The sequence below is a fragment of the Romboutsia hominis genome, assembly GCF_900002575.1.
Classification (GTDB): domain Bacteria; phylum Bacillota; class Clostridia; order Peptostreptococcales; family Peptostreptococcaceae; genus Romboutsia_C; species Romboutsia_C hominis.
Window position 1 is genome coordinate 2,415,581 of record NZ_LN650648.1, and the last position, 16,537, is coordinate 2,432,117.

19 protein-coding genes are annotated in these 16,537 nt (G+C 25.5%); 6 read left to right on the plus strand and 13 right to left on the minus strand.

What is annotated here, in order from left to right; translation table 11 throughout:
- Window positions 1–300: 300 nt before the first annotated feature.
- From FRIFI_RS11745 to FRIFI_RS11770, 6 genes are all read right to left on the minus strand, one after another.
- Window positions 301–1,944 (minus strand): EAL domain-containing protein, encoded by a 1,644-nt coding sequence (locus FRIFI_RS11745; RefSeq protein WP_166505947.1) that lies wholly within the window; start codon window positions 1,942–1,944, stop codon window positions 301–303.
- Between the two features lie 699 nt (window positions 1,945–2,643).
- Window positions 2,644–3,273, minus strand: a complete 630-nt coding sequence (locus FRIFI_RS11750) for a DedA family protein (RefSeq protein ID WP_166505948.1) — start codon at window positions 3,271–3,273, stop codon at window positions 2,644–2,646.
- A gap of 64 nt (window positions 3,274–3,337) precedes the next feature.
- The gene (locus tag FRIFI_RS11755; RefSeq protein WP_166505949.1) at window positions 3,338–3,481 is read right to left on the minus strand and encodes a hypothetical protein; all 144 of its coding nucleotides are present in this window, start codon (window positions 3,479–3,481) and stop codon (window positions 3,338–3,340) included.
- Between the two features lie 39 nt (window positions 3,482–3,520).
- Entirely contained in the window at window positions 3,521–3,700 is a 180-nt protein-coding gene (locus tag FRIFI_RS11760; RefSeq protein ID WP_166505950.1) for a hypothetical protein, read from the minus strand.
- Window positions 3,675–4,922: a DUF6080 domain-containing protein gene (locus tag FRIFI_RS11765; RefSeq protein WP_166505951.1), complete on the minus strand. Its 1,248-nt coding sequence runs from the start codon at window positions 4,920–4,922 to the stop codon at window positions 3,675–3,677. Before FRIFI_RS11765 ends, FRIFI_RS11760 begins: the two co-directional genes overlap by 26 nt.
- Window positions 4,894–5,964 carry an acyltransferase family protein gene (locus FRIFI_RS11770; protein ID WP_278336139.1) on the minus strand — a complete coding sequence of 357 codons (1,071 nt, stop codon included), beginning with the start codon at window positions 5,962–5,964 and terminating at the stop codon, window positions 4,894–4,896. Before FRIFI_RS11770 ends, FRIFI_RS11765 begins: the two co-directional genes overlap by 29 nt.
- Window positions 5,965–6,527: 563 nt before the next feature.
- Here FRIFI_RS11770 and FRIFI_RS11775 point away from each other — a divergent pair.
- Window positions 6,528–6,704, plus strand: coding sequence for a hypothetical protein (locus FRIFI_RS11775; RefSeq protein WP_166505953.1), 177 nt, complete (start codon window positions 6,528–6,530; stop codon window positions 6,702–6,704).
- A 115-nt stretch (window positions 6,705–6,819) separates the two neighbouring features.
- On the opposite strand, the gene FRIFI_RS11780 is transcribed toward FRIFI_RS11775, so the two are convergent.
- The 3 genes from FRIFI_RS11780 to FRIFI_RS11790 all read right to left on the minus strand — a co-directional run bounded on the left by FRIFI_RS11780 (window position 6,820) and on the right by FRIFI_RS11790 (window position 11,567).
- Window positions 6,820–8,373 (minus strand): glucosyltransferase domain-containing protein, encoded by a 1,554-nt coding sequence (locus FRIFI_RS11780; RefSeq protein ID WP_166505954.1) that lies wholly within the window; start codon window positions 8,371–8,373, stop codon window positions 6,820–6,822.
- Window positions 8,374–8,604: 231 nt separating this feature from the next.
- A complete protein-coding gene (locus FRIFI_RS11785; RefSeq protein ID WP_166505955.1) occupies window positions 8,605–10,962 on the minus strand; it encodes a cell wall-binding repeat-containing protein in 2,358 nt (785 codons plus the stop codon).
- Between the two features lie 326 nt (window positions 10,963–11,288).
- Window positions 11,289–11,567 (minus strand): Mor transcription activator family protein, encoded by a 279-nt coding sequence (locus tag FRIFI_RS11790; RefSeq protein ID WP_330383783.1) that lies wholly within the window; start codon window positions 11,565–11,567, stop codon window positions 11,289–11,291.
- Window positions 11,568–11,749: 182 nt separating this feature from the next.
- On the opposite strand from FRIFI_RS11790, the gene FRIFI_RS11795 reads away from it, so the two are divergent.
- The 3 genes from FRIFI_RS11795 to FRIFI_RS15490 are packed head-to-tail and all read left to right on the plus strand — an operon-like array spanning window position 11,750 to window position 12,415.
- A complete protein-coding gene (locus FRIFI_RS11795) occupies window positions 11,750–11,974 on the plus strand; it encodes a DUF1659 domain-containing protein (RefSeq protein ID WP_166505956.1) in 225 nt (74 codons plus the stop codon).
- A gap of 59 nt (window positions 11,975–12,033) precedes the next feature.
- Window positions 12,034–12,261: a DUF2922 domain-containing protein gene (locus tag FRIFI_RS11800; RefSeq protein ID WP_166505957.1), complete on the plus strand. Its 228-nt coding sequence runs from the start codon at window positions 12,034–12,036 to the stop codon at window positions 12,259–12,261.
- A gap of 4 nt (window positions 12,262–12,265) precedes the next feature.
- The gene (locus FRIFI_RS15490; RefSeq protein WP_092923898.1) at window positions 12,266–12,415 is read left to right on the plus strand and encodes a YvrJ family protein; all 150 of its coding nucleotides are present in this window, start codon (window positions 12,266–12,268) and stop codon (window positions 12,413–12,415) included.
- A gap of 38 nt (window positions 12,416–12,453) precedes the next feature.
- On the opposite strand, the gene FRIFI_RS11810 is transcribed toward FRIFI_RS15490, so the two are convergent.
- Both FRIFI_RS11810 and FRIFI_RS11815 read right to left on the minus strand, forming a co-directional pair.
- Entirely contained in the window at window positions 12,454–13,758 is a 1,305-nt protein-coding gene (locus tag FRIFI_RS11810; protein WP_166505958.1) for a replicative DNA helicase, read from the minus strand.
- Window positions 13,759–13,766: 8 nt separating this feature from the next.
- Window positions 13,767–14,558, minus strand: coding sequence for a conserved phage C-terminal domain-containing protein (locus FRIFI_RS11815; protein WP_202819461.1), 792 nt, complete (start codon window positions 14,556–14,558; stop codon window positions 13,767–13,769).
- A gap of 181 nt (window positions 14,559–14,739) precedes the next feature.
- Between FRIFI_RS11815 and FRIFI_RS11820 the strand changes: the two genes are divergently transcribed.
- The gene (locus FRIFI_RS11820; RefSeq protein WP_166505959.1) at window positions 14,740–15,096 is read left to right on the plus strand and encodes a helix-turn-helix domain-containing protein; all 357 of its coding nucleotides are present in this window, start codon (window positions 14,740–14,742) and stop codon (window positions 15,094–15,096) included.
- A gap of 166 nt (window positions 15,097–15,262) precedes the next feature.
- Window positions 15,263–15,433 carry a hypothetical protein gene (locus tag FRIFI_RS11825; protein ID WP_166505960.1) on the plus strand — a complete coding sequence of 57 codons (171 nt, stop codon included), beginning with the start codon at window positions 15,263–15,265 and terminating at the stop codon, window positions 15,431–15,433.
- A 187-nt stretch (window positions 15,434–15,620) separates the two neighbouring features.
- Here FRIFI_RS11825 and FRIFI_RS11830 read toward each other — a convergent pair whose 3' ends face one another.
- On the minus strand, window positions 15,621–15,935 hold the full coding sequence (locus tag FRIFI_RS11830; protein ID WP_166505961.1) for a hypothetical protein: 315 nt from the start codon (window positions 15,933–15,935) through the stop codon (window positions 15,621–15,623).
- 311 nt (window positions 15,936–16,246) lie between these two features.
- Window positions 16,247–16,450 carry a transposase gene (locus FRIFI_RS11835; RefSeq protein WP_166505962.1) on the minus strand — a complete coding sequence of 68 codons (204 nt, stop codon included), beginning with the start codon at window positions 16,448–16,450 and terminating at the stop codon, window positions 16,247–16,249.
- Window positions 16,451–16,537 lie beyond the last annotated feature (87 nt).

The following is a 16,537-nucleotide window of genomic DNA, read 5'->3' on the forward strand; positions in this document are numbered from 1 at the left end:
AATTCGTCTAGTTACATACATTTTTATCACTAGTTTTTTTAATTTATAACCTTATTATACCATATATCCCAAAATTACTTAATATAAGTAAAAACTATTAATTACATACCTCATTTTATTTTTTAATAATTTTTATATTATATATTTTAGTTTTTATATAGACATATATGTTTAGGTGGTATATAATGTAAATACTTGAAAAATTTAAAACATCTCTTTTTTCAAGTATTTCTCACACTGAAAAGGAGCAGACAATGTCTGCTCCTTTTCGCTTTATATTGTTGTTTTATTAACTTTTTGTTATTTCCTTATTTTAATCAAATCTATATCCTCTTTTCTCTGAGGCTTTGCATAAAAATATCCTTGTATAAATATATTATCGTAGTCTATGTTTTTTATAATGTCTACTTGTTCTTTATCTTCAACACCTTCTAATACTATACTTTTGTTATATTGCTTGCATATCTTACTTAAAAACATTATAACCTCATGATTAAATTCGTTATTTTTAATCTCATCTATAAAATATTTATCTATTTTTACCATGTCAAAATTAAATTTGGATAATATATCTAGATTTGAATATTTAATGCCAAAATCATCTGAAGCTATTTTTATATTTTTAGTTTGTAAAAACTCCATACCTTTTTTTATTTCTTTTAAATTCTCTGATTCTATATTTTCAACAACTTCAAATACAATCTTTTTACTCTCAAAACTCTCATCCATTTCAATTATAGAATTGACTGTTTGTAAGAATTTTTTGCTTTTTATCTCATTAAAAGATATGTTCATAGAAATATAGAACTTTTCATCCTTTAGATTTGTGTTTAATTTAAACCACTCATAATCTCTTAATATGGTTTTAAACACCCATATTGATAACTCCTCAGTCATATTAATATTTTCAATATCATTTATAAATAAATGTGGTGGTACTATTTTGCCTTCAGGATTTATATATCTAATTAAAGCTTCAAATCCTACAATTTTATCATTTTTAGGATTAACTATTGGTTGATAATAAACTGTATATCTATCTTTTATTAAGTCATCTTTTATTTTTTTTCTTAGATTATTTTTCTTTTTAGCTGGTATTATATATTTTATTAATATAAATAATATAAATATTGAGGATATTATATATAATAAAACTTCTTTCTTTGCAATTTTATTGTGAAAGTATTTAAAATATATCTTTTCTAATTCCTCTTTCTCTTCTTTAGTATAATTGTCTATAGTGTTATCAATTTTATCTATAATCCATCTATTATCCTTTGATGCTGCTATATATACAGGACCTGATAAAAACTGCTGAATTTCGTTGTATCTATCAAGTTTATTTTCGTCTGATGGGGAAATTGTTGCCACTACAGATTTGTCATCTAACTTTTGTAATGCTTCTTTATAATCATTTACCCATATAGGTATAGGATTTATATTATATGATTGTAAACAATCTAATAACCATTGTGATCCATATTCTTCTTTTATAAAAGCAACCTTTTTTTTGTCTAGATATTTTATATCTTCAGGTTCAGAATCTTTATAAGTGTAAATTGATATTCTCTCTACTCCAATATAATTTTTAGAATAAATAAACTTATCTTTTCTTTCCTTTGTATACTGAAGGTCCATCATAATGTCTATTTTACCTGCTTCTAAATCTTTGATTAATGAAGATACCTTTCCTTTTACATATTCAACCTTTATCTTTTTATTACTAGTATTATTTTTATTAACATCATGAATAATCTTATCTAAAATATCTTTATAATACCCTTTAACTTCTCCATCTTTAATATAAAAATATGGTTCATAATTATATACCCCTAACTTTATGGTTATATCTTTTTCATTGGCATATAAAATACTGCAATTTAATGCAACTATTACAAGTAATATATTTACTATTAAGATTTTATAAAACTTATTTTTTATCACATTCAGTTCTCCCCTCTAAGTTTAAAATACTACTTTATAATTAAGTTCCTTGCATTTTTAAATTTAATACTATTTCCTATTTTAAATTTTTAGTTAAATAACATTTTATTAATCTCAATTCAAAATTATTTTATCATTCAAATATTTTTATTTAATTTAATTTAATTTTAAAATTATTTTATTTATATATTTATATATGCTTTTCTACAAAATTTCAACACTTTTTTGATATTATTTGTATTTTTTGTATTTTTTTGTATGTTTTAGTATTTTTCTTGCCTTTGTGCTCGTTCTATTTTTTTTTACATTGTTTATCTAAAAAAGGATGGCTTTTACAAACCACCCTTTTACTACTATCTATTATATTTTTTATACATATTATTAATTTTATATTTCCTTTACTCTGAGGCTGAGCATAAAAATATCATTATCTAAATACATTATCATTATCTATATTCTTTAAAATATCTACTTACTCTTTATTTTAAACACCTTCTGCTATTACTTTAATATTATTTACCATACAAAATATAAAAACAAATATAATATGCAAGTAAAAGGATATGACTATTATTGCCATATCCATAATTACTTGTATTTTATTTAAAAATTTTTGATTTTTCCTAATAATTTTAACGCCTACTTTACTAATTATTATATATTAAAGTATTTTACAGTGTTTTTCATTATTTTAGTATATTATACTTCTTGATTTATATATTTATCACTATCTTTTTCTTTTCCATTTTTTAATGTTATCCAATAAAAACCTATTACTAAAATACCTATTATTCCTACTACTAGAGAGTACTTATTCATTATATTAACAATTAAATCCATATTATCTCCTATAAAATAGCCAACTAATATAAGAATTATATTCCATACAGATATTCCAATTGCAGAATACAATGTAAACTGCCATACATTCATTCTAGTAACACCTGCTACTATAGATATAAAAGTTCTAGCTAATGGAACTAATCTTGATAACATAACAGATATTTTTTCATATTTTGCTAACCATCTATACGATGCTTTTATAGATTTTTTAGTTTTTGGATATTTATTTTTTATAAATGATAATAGTGGTTGCCCTAATTTGTATCCTAAATAATAATTTAATACTGATCCAAATACTCCACCGATTATTGATACTAGTATAACTAAAAATATATTCATATCAAATTTAAATGCTAGTATTCCTACAAACGGTAATACTATCTCACTAGGTAAGGGAGCATTTGCATATTCAAGGGCTACTATTATAAAAATACTTATGAGTCCATAATTTATTATAAACTCTTCTATCAATAACTTTAATTCCATTAAATTTATTTCCCCTTATATTATTTATCATGAAAATTATATACTAGAATAATAATATAATAATTCATGTTACTACCCATAACAAAACATCTATTTTTAAACTAGTATCACTTAATACCACATCTGTTGGTTTTCCTTCATCACTGATATTAATAATATAATTGTGTCTAAAAATACCATATATTACAAATACAGTTGTAAATATCATATTAGGATTATCTATATTACTCGCAGAATAAAGCGCATATCAAACTATTGTACAACTTTGAACTACCATAATCATTTGATTTATTATTTCTTCATTATAATCTTTAAGTATCTTTCTATGATCACTTGCACTACTTTTTAAAGTATTTATCTCTTTCTTTTTCCAAGACCTAAATATCTCTCTGTTGTTAAATTTATAGTCTAGGTAACATTTGTACACCTAAGTTAAATATTTTTATAAAACCTTGCCCATTACTTAATATCACTGTAGTCAAAACTATAATTAAAAATAAATTTACACTTTTTATATTTTCACTTTTAATATTTTTACAAAAATGTGCTAATAATATTATTATTGCAAAACCAAAATGTATAGTCATTATATTAGCATTTATTAAATTAAATCCAACAATTCCATGCATAAAAATATTAAATAGTATTATACCAGCACTTAGCTTAACTATATCGTCTTTTCTATTAATAATAATAGATGCTATACATAAACATAATATAATCATAAACATTACAAAATATATGATATTTATATTGTCAGTTTGCATCATCTTATAATTAATCCCATTTACTCCATAAGTTGTTATTTCGTTTCCAGGAAAATAAATACTTGGGTATAAAAGCCTAAATAATATCATTTTTATTTTTTCAATCCAAGTTCCATTGAATACATACGGTGTATTGTCTTTTATTCCTGTCACTGTATTTAATAGTGATATAGAATTAGTCGTTATTATAGCTATATATGATGTTAAAGCAAAAACTGTTAAATGTTTTATATATTTTTTAAATTGAGTTTTGTATTTAATAATTAAATTTAATACGTATATATATATATTACTAACAGTTATTCCAAATAATGGTATTGCGGCTAAATCTAATAAGTAATTTTCTTTATTTTTATTTTTATAAACTAAATATATAAATAATATTATAGATAATTGAGCATATATAAATCTTTCTATACTAAGACTCATAAATAACTGTGGAAATGAAAATAAGAATATACCCATTATTGTATAAAGTGTTGTTTTATTTAGTTTTAATGATTTTAAGTAGCTGAAAATTAAAGTTATAGATATAGAACTAACTGCTATCTGTAATAATGTCAATCCTATACCATATAAATAATCAACCCTTATGCCTATCTTTGAAGATAAAAATTGGCTTATAACAAATATTGGATATGCTATAATAGAAACTATTTTTGAAAAAAGAATATGCTTGTTATTATCTTTATTTTCAACAAATATATTTCGTTCAAATAAAACTCCTGAATCTGAATCTAATATAACATCAAATGTATTTTTCGTTTCATAAAGTATAGTTGTTTTATAAAAAAATATACCTGATATTAAAGTGTATATTGTTGCCACAATAAGAAATATAATCAACTCTTCTTTATATTTCATATAAATTTTTCTTATCATTTTGTACCCCCTTTATTAAAATTTTAATATTTTCAAACTTACCAAAAACCTTTGCGAATATTAAATTAAGATATATAACTAAAACCGTATTTATTAGCACCATTATAATTTTATAAATAATATTTCCACTTATATCAAATAAATATATATATATTGGCCTAACCAATAAATATGTAAACGGGTGATATAAGTATAATGTAAAACCATAAGTGGAATATTGATTTACTAACCTATTTATATATTTTGTTTTGCCTATATTTAAAATATAATCTCTTAAGATATATAATAAATTAAATGCTATAATCGTATATATTAAAAATATAAAGTTTGGAGGAAACTTGTTTTTTTGCATATCCATAACAAACTGGTCTTTAGAAATCAAATAAATTAATATTGCACTCATCAAAGTTATTATTGCTAAATTTAATAATTTACTTATTTTTATTTCTTTTAGTTTATTATAAAAAAATCCTCCATATATCCAGAATGCATAGAATATAACATTTTTAAAAAGTTTAAGATTATCTATATTATGCATATATACTATAAGACAAGATATTAAAATCATAGGTATATATTTAAATTTATTACCTAATGCATTATATAAATTGTACATAACCGGTATAAATGGAACTAAAATTAAGTATACTGGTATAAACCATAGATGCCATGTAATAAATTCCAATGTAACACTAGGTTCTTTAAATACATTAAAGCTACTTATAACAAACTCCTTAAAACTTAAATATGTAATAGTCGTACCAAGAATATTAGCTACATATTCTATAAATACTAGAAATATTATAAATATAAAATATGGTATTAATATTCTAGGTATCCTTGAAATAATATATTTACCATATGATTTTTTATTACTTAATGAATAACTTGCTCCAGTTATAAAAAATACAACTGCCATCTCAAAAAGAAAGAAGGATTTAATTTTAGTTCCAAAATTCGGAAACCAATATAATGTATGTATAAATCCAATGATATACATCATAATTAAACCCCTATATATATCTAATTTTTCATCCCTCATAATTATCCTATATTCTTAACCTCCTATAATTTTTCCTGTACCTAAATTTAAGGTGCCTTATTGAATAGCTTAGAATATATTTAAATTCCAACCTTAATTTATATAAGTATCTGTATAAGCAAATAAAAAGGATATAACTATTATTGTTATATCCATAATTAATTACAATTTTTTGAAATTTTTGATTTTCTCAAATCATATTAACATCTACTCTAGTAATTATTAGATACTAAAATCATTTTAACATAATTTTCCATGTTTTTCACTATTTTTTACTTTTGCCTTTTTGCTTTATTTAAAGTTTTTATGTCTAATCTTTTAAATATTTATTTCAGCACAAACTATAAATGCTATATATATCAATAGATTGTTTTTTAATGTATCTATATATCATTTACTAGGAATGAGTGATTGTTTTTACCAAACATTTGTTTTAATTTTTTTACCATTTGTTTCCATATTGTGATACAATTATTTATAGATAGGAATTTCTATTTGAGATTTTAATTTATTTTATATAGTTTTATAACAGGGGGATTATTATGTTTTTTAATGATATTTTTATGGACAAAGATGTTGAAGGGTCGTACTCTAATAGCTATGATAAGATGATAAATTTAGCTAGTAGGGTTTTTGTTGATGATAATGTGGATGCTGATAGGAAAAAGGAGCTTTATTTGTTGCTTTGTTGTGCTTATGGGCAGTTGGATGATTTTGATAATAAAAAGAATTCTATTTAGTTATTGTACTAAAACATAAAAGTAATCATATTTTGCCATATTAAAAAACACCCCAATTGTTAGAATTTTGGTCCAACAATTGGGGTGCAGTACAGACTTTCATATATACTCTTTTTTAACTAAATTTAACCACAACTACATCATCAATTTTCTTTATACACTCTTTGTTAGGGAATGACTTCATACTTTTATATTCTTCTGAATTCATTATTTCATTTGCCTTTTTATCACTAACAGAATTTAGATTAAGACCTATGTAATACTTAATAAATTGGTTAAAATGGTAATCTGAAAAGAATATGCTATTGCCATCTGTCCCTGTAACATGTCCAATATACTCACTGTAATTACCAGGTGTATTATGAGTATAAGGACTTCCTGCAAATAGTACTGGAGTAGAGGGATTATATTCTTCGCTCATCTCTAATCTATCAACCACCCTTACTGCTAATGAATACTCTTTTTCATATCTTTGATGCATATTTAAGTATGATATATTAGCAACTAATATAAAGTTCCAAATGATTATCCAAGTAATAACTAATGGTAAACTATAAACTATTTGTTGTAACAAATTATTTATACCTTTTTTAATCGATATTTTTTCATTTAAGGTAATTATAGCTACAAATAAAAGTGACCAAGACATCCTCATAACCATATGATATGCCGTACCCTCTGAAATAAAATATGCAAATCCAGTAATAAAAGGAATACTAACTAATGCAATTAAGACTAATATTAACTTTAATATATCTTTATAAATCTTATTTAATTTAATTAAATATAATAACATAATTCCTGCAAAAACAAATAACAATAATATTAGACTAGAAAATGAAGCGTCATATCCACCTGTCACAACTTTAGGTAAATTTTTAAATTCCGTTAATATGTTTAATATAGATTGTTTATTAATAGAAAATCCTTGATCTGCTCCTTGATAAGAACCAAGACCTCTGTGTAGTATAAAAATAAATACTTTTAAAATAATAAAATATAGAACCATTCCAATAAGTGCCATAATTACAAATCTTATAGCATACTTTATGTTGTCTACAATATCTTCATCCTTATTAAATACTTTTAACATAATAACTAATAATGATAAAAGTACAGCAAATCCTAAATTAACTTGGTATATTCCTATTGCAAATGCTAACATAACTCCTGCAACAATATATCCTCTTTTATATTTTTTAGTTATAAATACAGCTAGTGCCGATAACATCATCCCCATCATATATCCATCGGCTAAAAACATATATGAAAATGTACTTGTGACTACAGGAAATGTTACGATAATAGCTGATATGGCTATTGCACTAGACATCTTTTTTATTTCTAAGACGTTCACAATTATAGCACATGTTATACCTATAAATACTAAAGATAACATTCCTATTACCCATGGTATATCTACTATAGAAGATAATTTTTGAGATTCATTTAAAAACCATCTTCCCATATGTATCCAAATTTTGTCTCCTTTGAAGTTATACATACTATCCCAGTTTGGCAATACATTGACGAACATAAATATATGAGTCAATAATCCTAAAACCATCACTGTTATAAATGCTACTTTTTCTACATTTGAAATTTTAGAGCATATTTTTCTAAAATCAATTTTTTCAGTATTTTTTATTTTGTTGATAATCGTACTCATTTTGCTCCCATTCTATAAAGTTTTATTTTTTGTATTTACTCTGTGAATACTTAATATATTCTATATTATTTTCTATATTTTTACAATTAAAACAATTTTTCTACTCCATTCGCTAGACATTTTTTATATTTAAATAAGTTAACTATAGATAACTTTAGATAACTTTAAAAAGAGTATAGACTTTCGTCTATACTCTTTTAGGAAGATTAATGAAATTATATTAATTGAATATTATTTTGTGAATAAGTTATTTATAGTTGACCAAACTTGAGCAGCTATACCTTCACCTATTTGAGTCTTATTTGTTATAGTTGGGTTTTTAGCTTTTATTACTGATTGTTGCTCAGCATTTACAGCATTAGTAGCTAATACTACTGGAGAATTAGTTTGACCAGCTAATACACCTGCAGATAAAGCATCAACTAATCCTTGGTTATCTGATTTAGCAACATATAAGTTTTTCATATTATCAGCTGTAGCAAATTCTTTTATAACTGCAGCATTAGTTCCTTGTCTATCAGCACCTGATAATCTTTCTGTAGCATTAGTCATACCAGCATCTTTTAATTGAGTTTTTATAGATTCTGGAGCTCTATCAGCACCACCTATTATATATGATTGAGCAGCTTTATTTCCTGATATATAATTTATTTGATCTGTACTTAATCCAGTTTTATCATTAGCTAATAATATTGGATTAGTAGCTCCTTTTCTAGCAGCGATCGGTGCTATACTCATAGCATCTGGCTCTGCGTATCCACCAGCAACGTATACAGTTCCATCTAATTTAGGTTCCATAACTTTAGCTATTGCTAAAGATGTTTCGTATCTATCGTCACCTTGTATTCTAGTTACAGTATATCCTTTAGCCTTTAATTGAGTTTCAACAGATTTAGATATAGTGTTTTCTCCACCTATAACATATACGTTTTTAGCTCCATTAGCTGGTAATACTCTTGCTATTTCTGCCATAGTCTTATCATTAACTTTATCTTTTCCAGTTAATAATATTGGAGCAGTCTTACTTGCAGCAAATGGAGTAGCTGTTAATCCATCAGCTAAAGCAGTTCCTGAAACTAAAACAACATTTTGTGCTGAGTTATTAGCTGTAAATGTAGCTTTACTTACTTGTACCGCTGTATCATATCTATCAGCACCAGCTAATGTTTTTATTGGAGCATTGTTAGTTAATGCTTGTTTTAATGCAGTTAAATCATTGTTGCTTCCTGATATAACTGTTTTAGCAAATGCACCGTCAGCTACATTTGTAGCTAAGCTAGTAGCATTCGTCATTTCTTTAGTTTTATCCACTGGGAATGTTATAGTTAATGTACCGTTTGTAACATCACCTATAGTAGCATTTCCTGCTGGAGTTTGTATAGCATTGTAGTCTTTTATAAATTTATATAATTGATTTCCTGCATCTGTAAATCTACCTATTGAAGAATCATATAAGTCTTGTGCTTTATAGCTAGTAGTTGCAACTGCTTTATAGTCAACACCATAGTTTCTATTAGCTTCAAAATCACTTGGTTGTCCATTTTGAGCTATTTGTAAATTTTCTCTCGCAACTTCAAATCCAGTTACTACTGTATCGTCATTAGTAGCAGCTTGTTCATTAGTTGTTACACCAGCTATTACTTGTCCATCTTTATCTAAGTAGCTTCCTGATTTATCTTGAGAATATATAGGAGCTTGTAAGTTAAGTTCAGTATCTCCTGTTTTTAATGTTAAAGGAGTTGTATTATTTTTTAAAGTTAATTCTACTGTATTATCATCAACTTTTTTAGTATCAGTTATAAAATTATTTGTTAATGCTTCTAATGCTGTATTTGTAGCATTAGTTATATCTTGAACATTTGTTTTTATAGTTTCTAGAGCAGCTTTTGCAGCTTGAACATTAGCTGGTGTTATTAATTCAGCAGAATTACCTGCAGCATCAGATTTAACAGCAGCTGCTGCTTTTTTTACCGCTGCATCTGCTGCTGTTAAATCAGCTGGAACATTATCCTTTGCAGCTGTTATTGCAGATGTTATTGCTGTTTGTACTGCTGTAACTTTAGTTTGTGCATCAGTTGCTTCACTTTTCGTATCTATTACTGCAAGAGATGCTGTATCTAAAACATTTGTTATCTCTTCTTGAGTATATTTTCCTTCTTTCCAGTTAACTATTTGTCCATTAACTGTGTTATGTCCATTATCTATTACTTCTATATTTAAAAATCTATTATCTGTATTATTTAGTTGTGCTAAAGCAACATCTAATTGATCCATATCTGTTAAGTTAGATATGTTATTTTTAGCGTTCTCACATTTTACTTGTATAGTATAAACACATTGTCCTGCTACAGCTTTTGTTAAATTTTGTTTTTCTGAATTTTGATATGTTACATCCTTTAACATATTTGCTTCGTTAGTATACTTAGTGTTTAAAAATCCTTGTATTTCCCCTTTTAATTGATTAACTGCGTTAGCATCAGTAGAAGCTATTACTTGATTATCTAAAGTATCAGCAAAAGCTAAGGCTGGAGCTACTGAAGTTGCCGCACTAACTGCAGCTATTGTTATAGCCATATTTCTTTTTTTCATAATATTACCCTCCGATGTATGTTATTTTAACATCTCTCAGACCTTTGTATCTCTCACAGGACTAATCATAATCTTAGAAAACATTTTTTTCAACGGTTTTAGCTAATCTTTCAACTTTCCAAAATCCCCTTTTTTCGACATTTTCTAACATTCAAATCCATTTTTTTACATTTTAATTTCTCTATATACTGCCATTACATAGCTAAAGCTATCCCCTTTTTTCGACACTTTTCCCCTTTTTCATTGAAAACACTACATTTTCAAACAAAAGATTCAATTTCTAACTTTATCATTTCAAACATTATTCACAAATATTTTTCTAAATCTTAACCACATTTAACTATTCTTCTTATATGATTAACGCTCATTTTATATTCCCTAGCTAATATAGATGCATTAACTCCATTAAATCTTTTAATAATTTCTTCATTCCTTTTATCCCTTATAGCGCTACTATAAGTTGGAACATATAAACTGTTACCTCCATATAGTTTGCATATCTCTAAATATACTTCTTCACCAACTAACTCATATAAAGCCTCTAAGTCTTCTCTTATCATACTTTCCTCCTGTTTTTTATTATTTTCCTTACTTTTTCCTTCTATTTATATAGTAGTGTCACTAAATACCTCTTTCCACAAAAGTATTTGAGAAACATATATCCCTTACATAAGTTGTCAACCTACATTATAACTACATATAATTTTTCTCACCTATTATATAAGTATAAGCAAGGCAACTTGCTAAAATAACTTAGCTAATTGCTAAGAATATAAGGAGGATTATTATGGCGGTAGTAGTAACTAAAAACCCATCAGGACTTAAATTAAGATATGATTGTGGAAAGGATGATGAGACTGGAAAAAGCATAGTTAAAAGTAAAACTTATGCTAATATATCACCAGATGCACTAGACCAAAATGTATATGATGTTGCAGCAGCAATTTCATCACTTCAATCTAATACTCTTTTAAGTGTATCTAAAATAGACACTAATACCTTATCAGAATAAAATTACTTATTTTATATGTTATTTAAAAAATTTAATTATTAAAATTAGGGGGATATATTATGGAAATAAAAAAGAAACTTGTAATGACTTTTAAAACTTTAAATGGAAAAAATTTTTCTTTATCAGTAGATGATCCTAGAGAAAATCTAACTGAATCTGAGATAAAGTCTGCTATGACTTTAGTTTTATCAAAAGGTGTATTTATTGTAAATGGAGAGGAATTAGCTGCTTTAGTAGATGCTAAGGTAGTTCAAACTGATACTACTGAATACGACTTAGTTGTATAATTAGTTGGAAGAAAACTTGCAAAATCTGATTGCTAATGTTGGCTTTCCTATTGCTCTTTCTATGTATTTATTAGTTAGAATAGAAGGAAAGCTAACTAAACTAACAGATAGTATTAGTGAACTCTCTAAAAATATAGGGGCTGTCTCTAAATAGAGGCTAGCTCCTTTTTACTTTTCCTATACTAAGTAACATTAATAATTAATAGACTGAAAATGAAGTCTTTTTCCATTGTAGCAATAATGCCTATATCCAGTTTCTCCATCTCTACATTTTGCAACTATTAAATCAACTAGCTTTATTCCATTTTTCCTAGAATTTATAACCTTATCTCTATTTGTACCTATAGCTTTTATAGCATCCTCAAAATCAGAATTAACAGGTTCATGAATATATACTACATTGTTGCTATCGTGAAATATAGCCTTACTATCTCTCATTGGTCTCTCTCCCCAAGGTCTAAAGTCCTTCATCTCATCATTTAATTGACTAAGTTGAATAACAGGTATATTAAAATCTAAAGTAATATTTTTAAGCTCCCTAGATAAACTAGCCACTTCTCTTTCTCTATTTTGCATAGTAGATTCAACATTCATAAGCTGAACATAATCTATAATAACTAAATCTGGCTCTAACTCTCTTATTCTTCTTTTTAATGCACTAATAGTGCTTATCTTATCATTTATATACATTAAGTTTTGACTAGAGTACTCCTTAAAAGTATCTATAACCAATTTCCACTCATCTTCTTCTAATTGCTTATTCTTCATTTTCTTGGTGCTAATTCCAGTCTTTTTTGTAATATTTCTCATAAAAACTTGCTCATTACTCATTTCCCTACTAATAAATAATACCTTTTTCTTTTGAAAAACACAGTTTAACATAATCTGAAGAGCTAAAGCAGTCTTACCAACACCACTTCTAGCAGCAATAGTTGTAAGCTCACCTTTAAATAACCCTCCTATAATATTGTCCAAATATTCAACACCAAACTTTATTCCCATATCTTCATCATTTTCTAAATAATCAAGCAATCTTTCACAAATATCTTTAACACTATCATTATAATTTTGAGTATTTTTATTTAAAATTTCCCTCATTCTTTTCTCAAAATTATATACAACCAAATCCATATCTTCATCATCACCTAAGTCTTGAAAAAGATTAGTACAATTTTTGATAATCTCTCTTCTTAAATACTTGTCCTTTAAAATTCTAATATGACTATCTATAGAATAATTTTCCCCAATAGCTACCATATCAGTTAAATAGCTTATCTCTATATTAATATATCTGTCCTTAAGCTTTGTATATACACTTTGAATATCAATAGCCATATTATTTTTATACAAAACTTTCATAACATCTAAAATATACTTATGAATATTTATAGTGAATAAATCCTCATATAATTCCTCTAGCTTAAAATTTAATGTATTATCACTTATTAAGCTCCCAATAATACTTTGCTCTATATTAATAGCATCAAACTTCTTCATAGTTCCCCCTAATAATCAAATTCAATTTCCCATTCTTCATCAGACTCTTCTTTTGAATAATTTAAAATTTCTTCATTCAAATACCCTTCAAACTTATTGCTAAATAAAGTTTCAGGTCTTAAATATTTTTGCATATCACTATACATCCATTGTTTTGACTTAATATCTATAACTTTCTTAAAATCTTCTAACTCAAATCCTTCATTTACCCTTGCCTTAATAAGGCTTTTTGTTTTATTGGTGGTTGGTTTAAAATTCTTTTTACAGGTTTTATTAAAATAAGCAATTACATCAATACATATATTATTTATTTTTTTATTTATATTATCTTTTTCTAAGTTGCCTTCTTTAGTTACACATTTATTATCATTATTAATATCACTATCTATATAATCTTTAAAATCTTTATCCCCTAAATCCTTAAAATCACTAATATATAATACTTCGCTTAAATTTGTATCATTATCATTTTTAGTTATTATTTTTGTATCAACTTTAGTATCATGCCTAGAGTCAGTTATATATTTATATATAGAACATTTATTAGTTTTATTGCCTTTAACTACCCTACTAATAATACCTAACTCTACAAAGCTTTTAATTAATCTTTGCACCTTACCCTTAGAAAAACCAAGCTCACTAACTGCCCCACTTATAGTAAATGTAAAATACCCAGCTTCAAGTTTTTTGTAAATATTATTAGCATTAACCCTCCTCATAAGATAATGATTAAAAATAATCTTGTCTACATCCTTAATTGGATTAAACCTAAGGACTCTAATATTTAACTTACTATACATAAAATCCCCCTTTAAGTTTCGTATTTGTTAATTAGTTTTATCTTTGTTATCTTTAATTAAATTGTAGTTCTATTTATGTTAACTTTCAATATATTTTTAATATTTTTTACTAATATTTGTTTTTTAGTTTACACCAACGAAACTTTATACTATACTTTAAGTATGGTGAGGTGGATTTAAAATGACTTTTGGACAAAGATTTAAAGAACTTAGGATTCAAAAAGGTCTAAAACAACAAGAGTTAGTAGATGATTTTAATAAGATATATGGTTATACATTCACAAAGTCAGCAATATCTCAATATGAAAACGACAAGAGAAAGCCAGAAACAGAAGCACTTAGAGATTTCGCCCTGTACTTTAATGTATCTTTAGATTACTTACTATGTATAAATGAAGACAGAGATATTAATATAGATATAAAAGACCAGTTCTTAGATTTTGTTGAAGAATTCTTTAAAAACAAAGATGTTAGTAGAGATGAAAAGGACAAGCTATTTAAAGAGCTATCTACACTTTATTTTGATTCATTAAAATAGGCTACGCAACGCGTGGCTAATTTTTCAGCTTAGTGCAAAACATATATTCTGTATATTTACGAACTTTTGCACTATATATACTATTTATTTGAATTTTTGTTATTTTAGTTATTTGATGTCATTTTAAACAATTTTAATTATAATAATAAACTCAGGGGGATTTTTTATGTTTAGTGAATGTAAGCTTCTTAAATTTGAAGGTGAAAAACCTACGTCTAAGGACTTTGATAAGATAATGGAAATTGCTAGTGTAGTTTTTTCTAGTGATAATTTTAGTTCTGAAGAAAAGAAAGATCTTTATATGAAAATTAGTCTTATGTATGAAATGTATAAATAAAAGCTAGGCAAATGTCTAGCTTTTATTTTACTTGTTTTAATTATATATTACATATCTTTATAAGATTGTAATAGTCTTATATAATAAATTACTGATGTTCGTGAACATGACATTTATGACAAAGTGCTATAAGATTTTTATCCCTACAGTCACTTTTGCAACTATTTATATGATGAACTTCTAGTTCCTATCTTCTGTTAGAAAAATCTTTGCCACATTTTTCACATTTCCAATTGACCTTTTTTCTATAGGTTCTAGATAATTCATTCCAATTCTTAGGATACTCATTATCCTCTTTTATTATCCAACTTTTAATTTCAACATCTTTTGGTAAAAAACTCTTTTTCCTTCTGTTTTCCTCTAAAAACTTTTCTAGAGAAAATCTATTATAAATTTTATCTTTTTTAGCATAGTTATGTCCCGCTTTTTTGTAACCTTCATAGTCTAATTTTCTAAGACAAGATCTACATACCCTTATATGAGAAGAAGTATTCTTTTCCATAATACAATGTGTTTTTTTATTAATAAGAGTTACATTAAAGTTTTCATCATGTTTTCTAGTTATAACATATCTATCTATTTTATTTTTATCTTTTCTTTCTTGTAATGTATCTCACCATTCTATATGATATTTATATTCATAATCTGATGTATAATATTGATCTCTAACATATAAAACAACATTTACATTACCAACCCTTGTTCTATCTTGCGATAATTTCATATTATTAGAAAATGCATTTACATTTAACTGACTACTATCCTTTGTCCACTTGCTTGAAGTATGTTCGATTCTAGCTTTCTATACTAATCTCACTTTATCATAATTCGTTCTATTATGTATGTATATAATATTATACTAAAATCAATACTTCTAATTCTTTTAGTTGTTGAATAATCTGGAGCTGAAGCTCTGTCTAATAAATACATAAATTTGATATATCTTATGCATACTTTTTCAATTTCTCTAGATGAATACATACAGTTCATATTTACATAAATTACAATATTCAACATATTTTTTTGGATTATTATATTTCCTCTAATTTAAGAATAAGTCTTGTATAACTTTTCTAATTTAATCTCCTCAATAATTTGTCTTAA

What these genes read in the sequence shown, in the direction of transcription:
- FRIFI_RS11750 (WP_166505948.1), bottom strand. Translation starts at nt 3,273, where the DNA reads ATGGAATTAAAGTTATTGATAGAAGAGTTTATAATAAATTATGGACTC.
- FRIFI_RS11755 (WP_166505949.1), bottom strand. Translation starts at nt 3,481, where the DNA reads ATGATATTTACAACTGTATTTGTAATATATGGTATTTTTAGACACAAT.
- FRIFI_RS11765 (WP_166505951.1), bottom strand. Translation starts at nt 4,922, where the DNA reads ATGATAAGAAAAATTTATATGAAATATAAAGAAGAGTTGATTATATTT.
- FRIFI_RS11770 (WP_278336139.1), bottom strand. Translation starts at nt 5,964, where the DNA reads ATGAGGGATGAAAAATTAGATATATATAGGGGTTTAATTATGATGTAT.
- FRIFI_RS11775 (WP_166505953.1), top strand. Translation starts at nt 6,528, where the DNA reads ATGGACAAAGATGTTGAAGGGTCGTACTCTAATAGCTATGATAAGATG.
- FRIFI_RS11780 (WP_166505954.1), bottom strand. Translation starts at nt 8,373, where the DNA reads ATGAGTACGATTATCAACAAAATAAAAAATACTGAAAAAATTGATTTT.
- FRIFI_RS11785 (WP_166505955.1), bottom strand. Translation starts at nt 10,962, where the DNA reads ATGAAAAAAAGAAATATGGCTATAACAATAGCTGCAGTTAGTGCGGCA.
- FRIFI_RS11795 (WP_166505956.1), top strand. Translation starts at nt 11,750, where the DNA reads ATGGCGGTAGTAGTAACTAAAAACCCATCAGGACTTAAATTAAGATAT.
- FRIFI_RS11800 (WP_166505957.1), top strand. Translation starts at nt 12,034, where the DNA reads ATGGAAATAAAAAAGAAACTTGTAATGACTTTTAAAACTTTAAATGGA.
- FRIFI_RS11810 (WP_166505958.1), bottom strand. Translation starts at nt 13,758, where the DNA reads ATGAAGAAGTTTGATGCTATTAATATAGAGCAAAGTATTATTGGGAGC.
- FRIFI_RS11815 (WP_202819461.1), bottom strand. Translation starts at nt 14,558, where the DNA reads ATGTATAGTAAGTTAAATATTAGAGTCCTTAGGTTTAATCCAATTAAG.
- FRIFI_RS11820 (WP_166505959.1), top strand. Translation starts at nt 14,740, where the DNA reads ATGACTTTTGGACAAAGATTTAAAGAACTTAGGATTCAAAAAGGTCTA.
- FRIFI_RS11825 (WP_166505960.1), top strand. Translation starts at nt 15,263, where the DNA reads ATGTTTAGTGAATGTAAGCTTCTTAAATTTGAAGGTGAAAAACCTACG.
- FRIFI_RS11830 (WP_166505961.1), bottom strand. Translation starts at nt 15,935, where the DNA reads ATGGAAAAGAATACTTCTTCTCATATAAGGGTATGTAGATCTTGTCTT.
- FRIFI_RS11835 (WP_166505962.1), bottom strand. Translation starts at nt 16,450, where the DNA reads ATGTTGAATATTGTAATTTATGTAAATATGAACTGTATGTATTCATCT.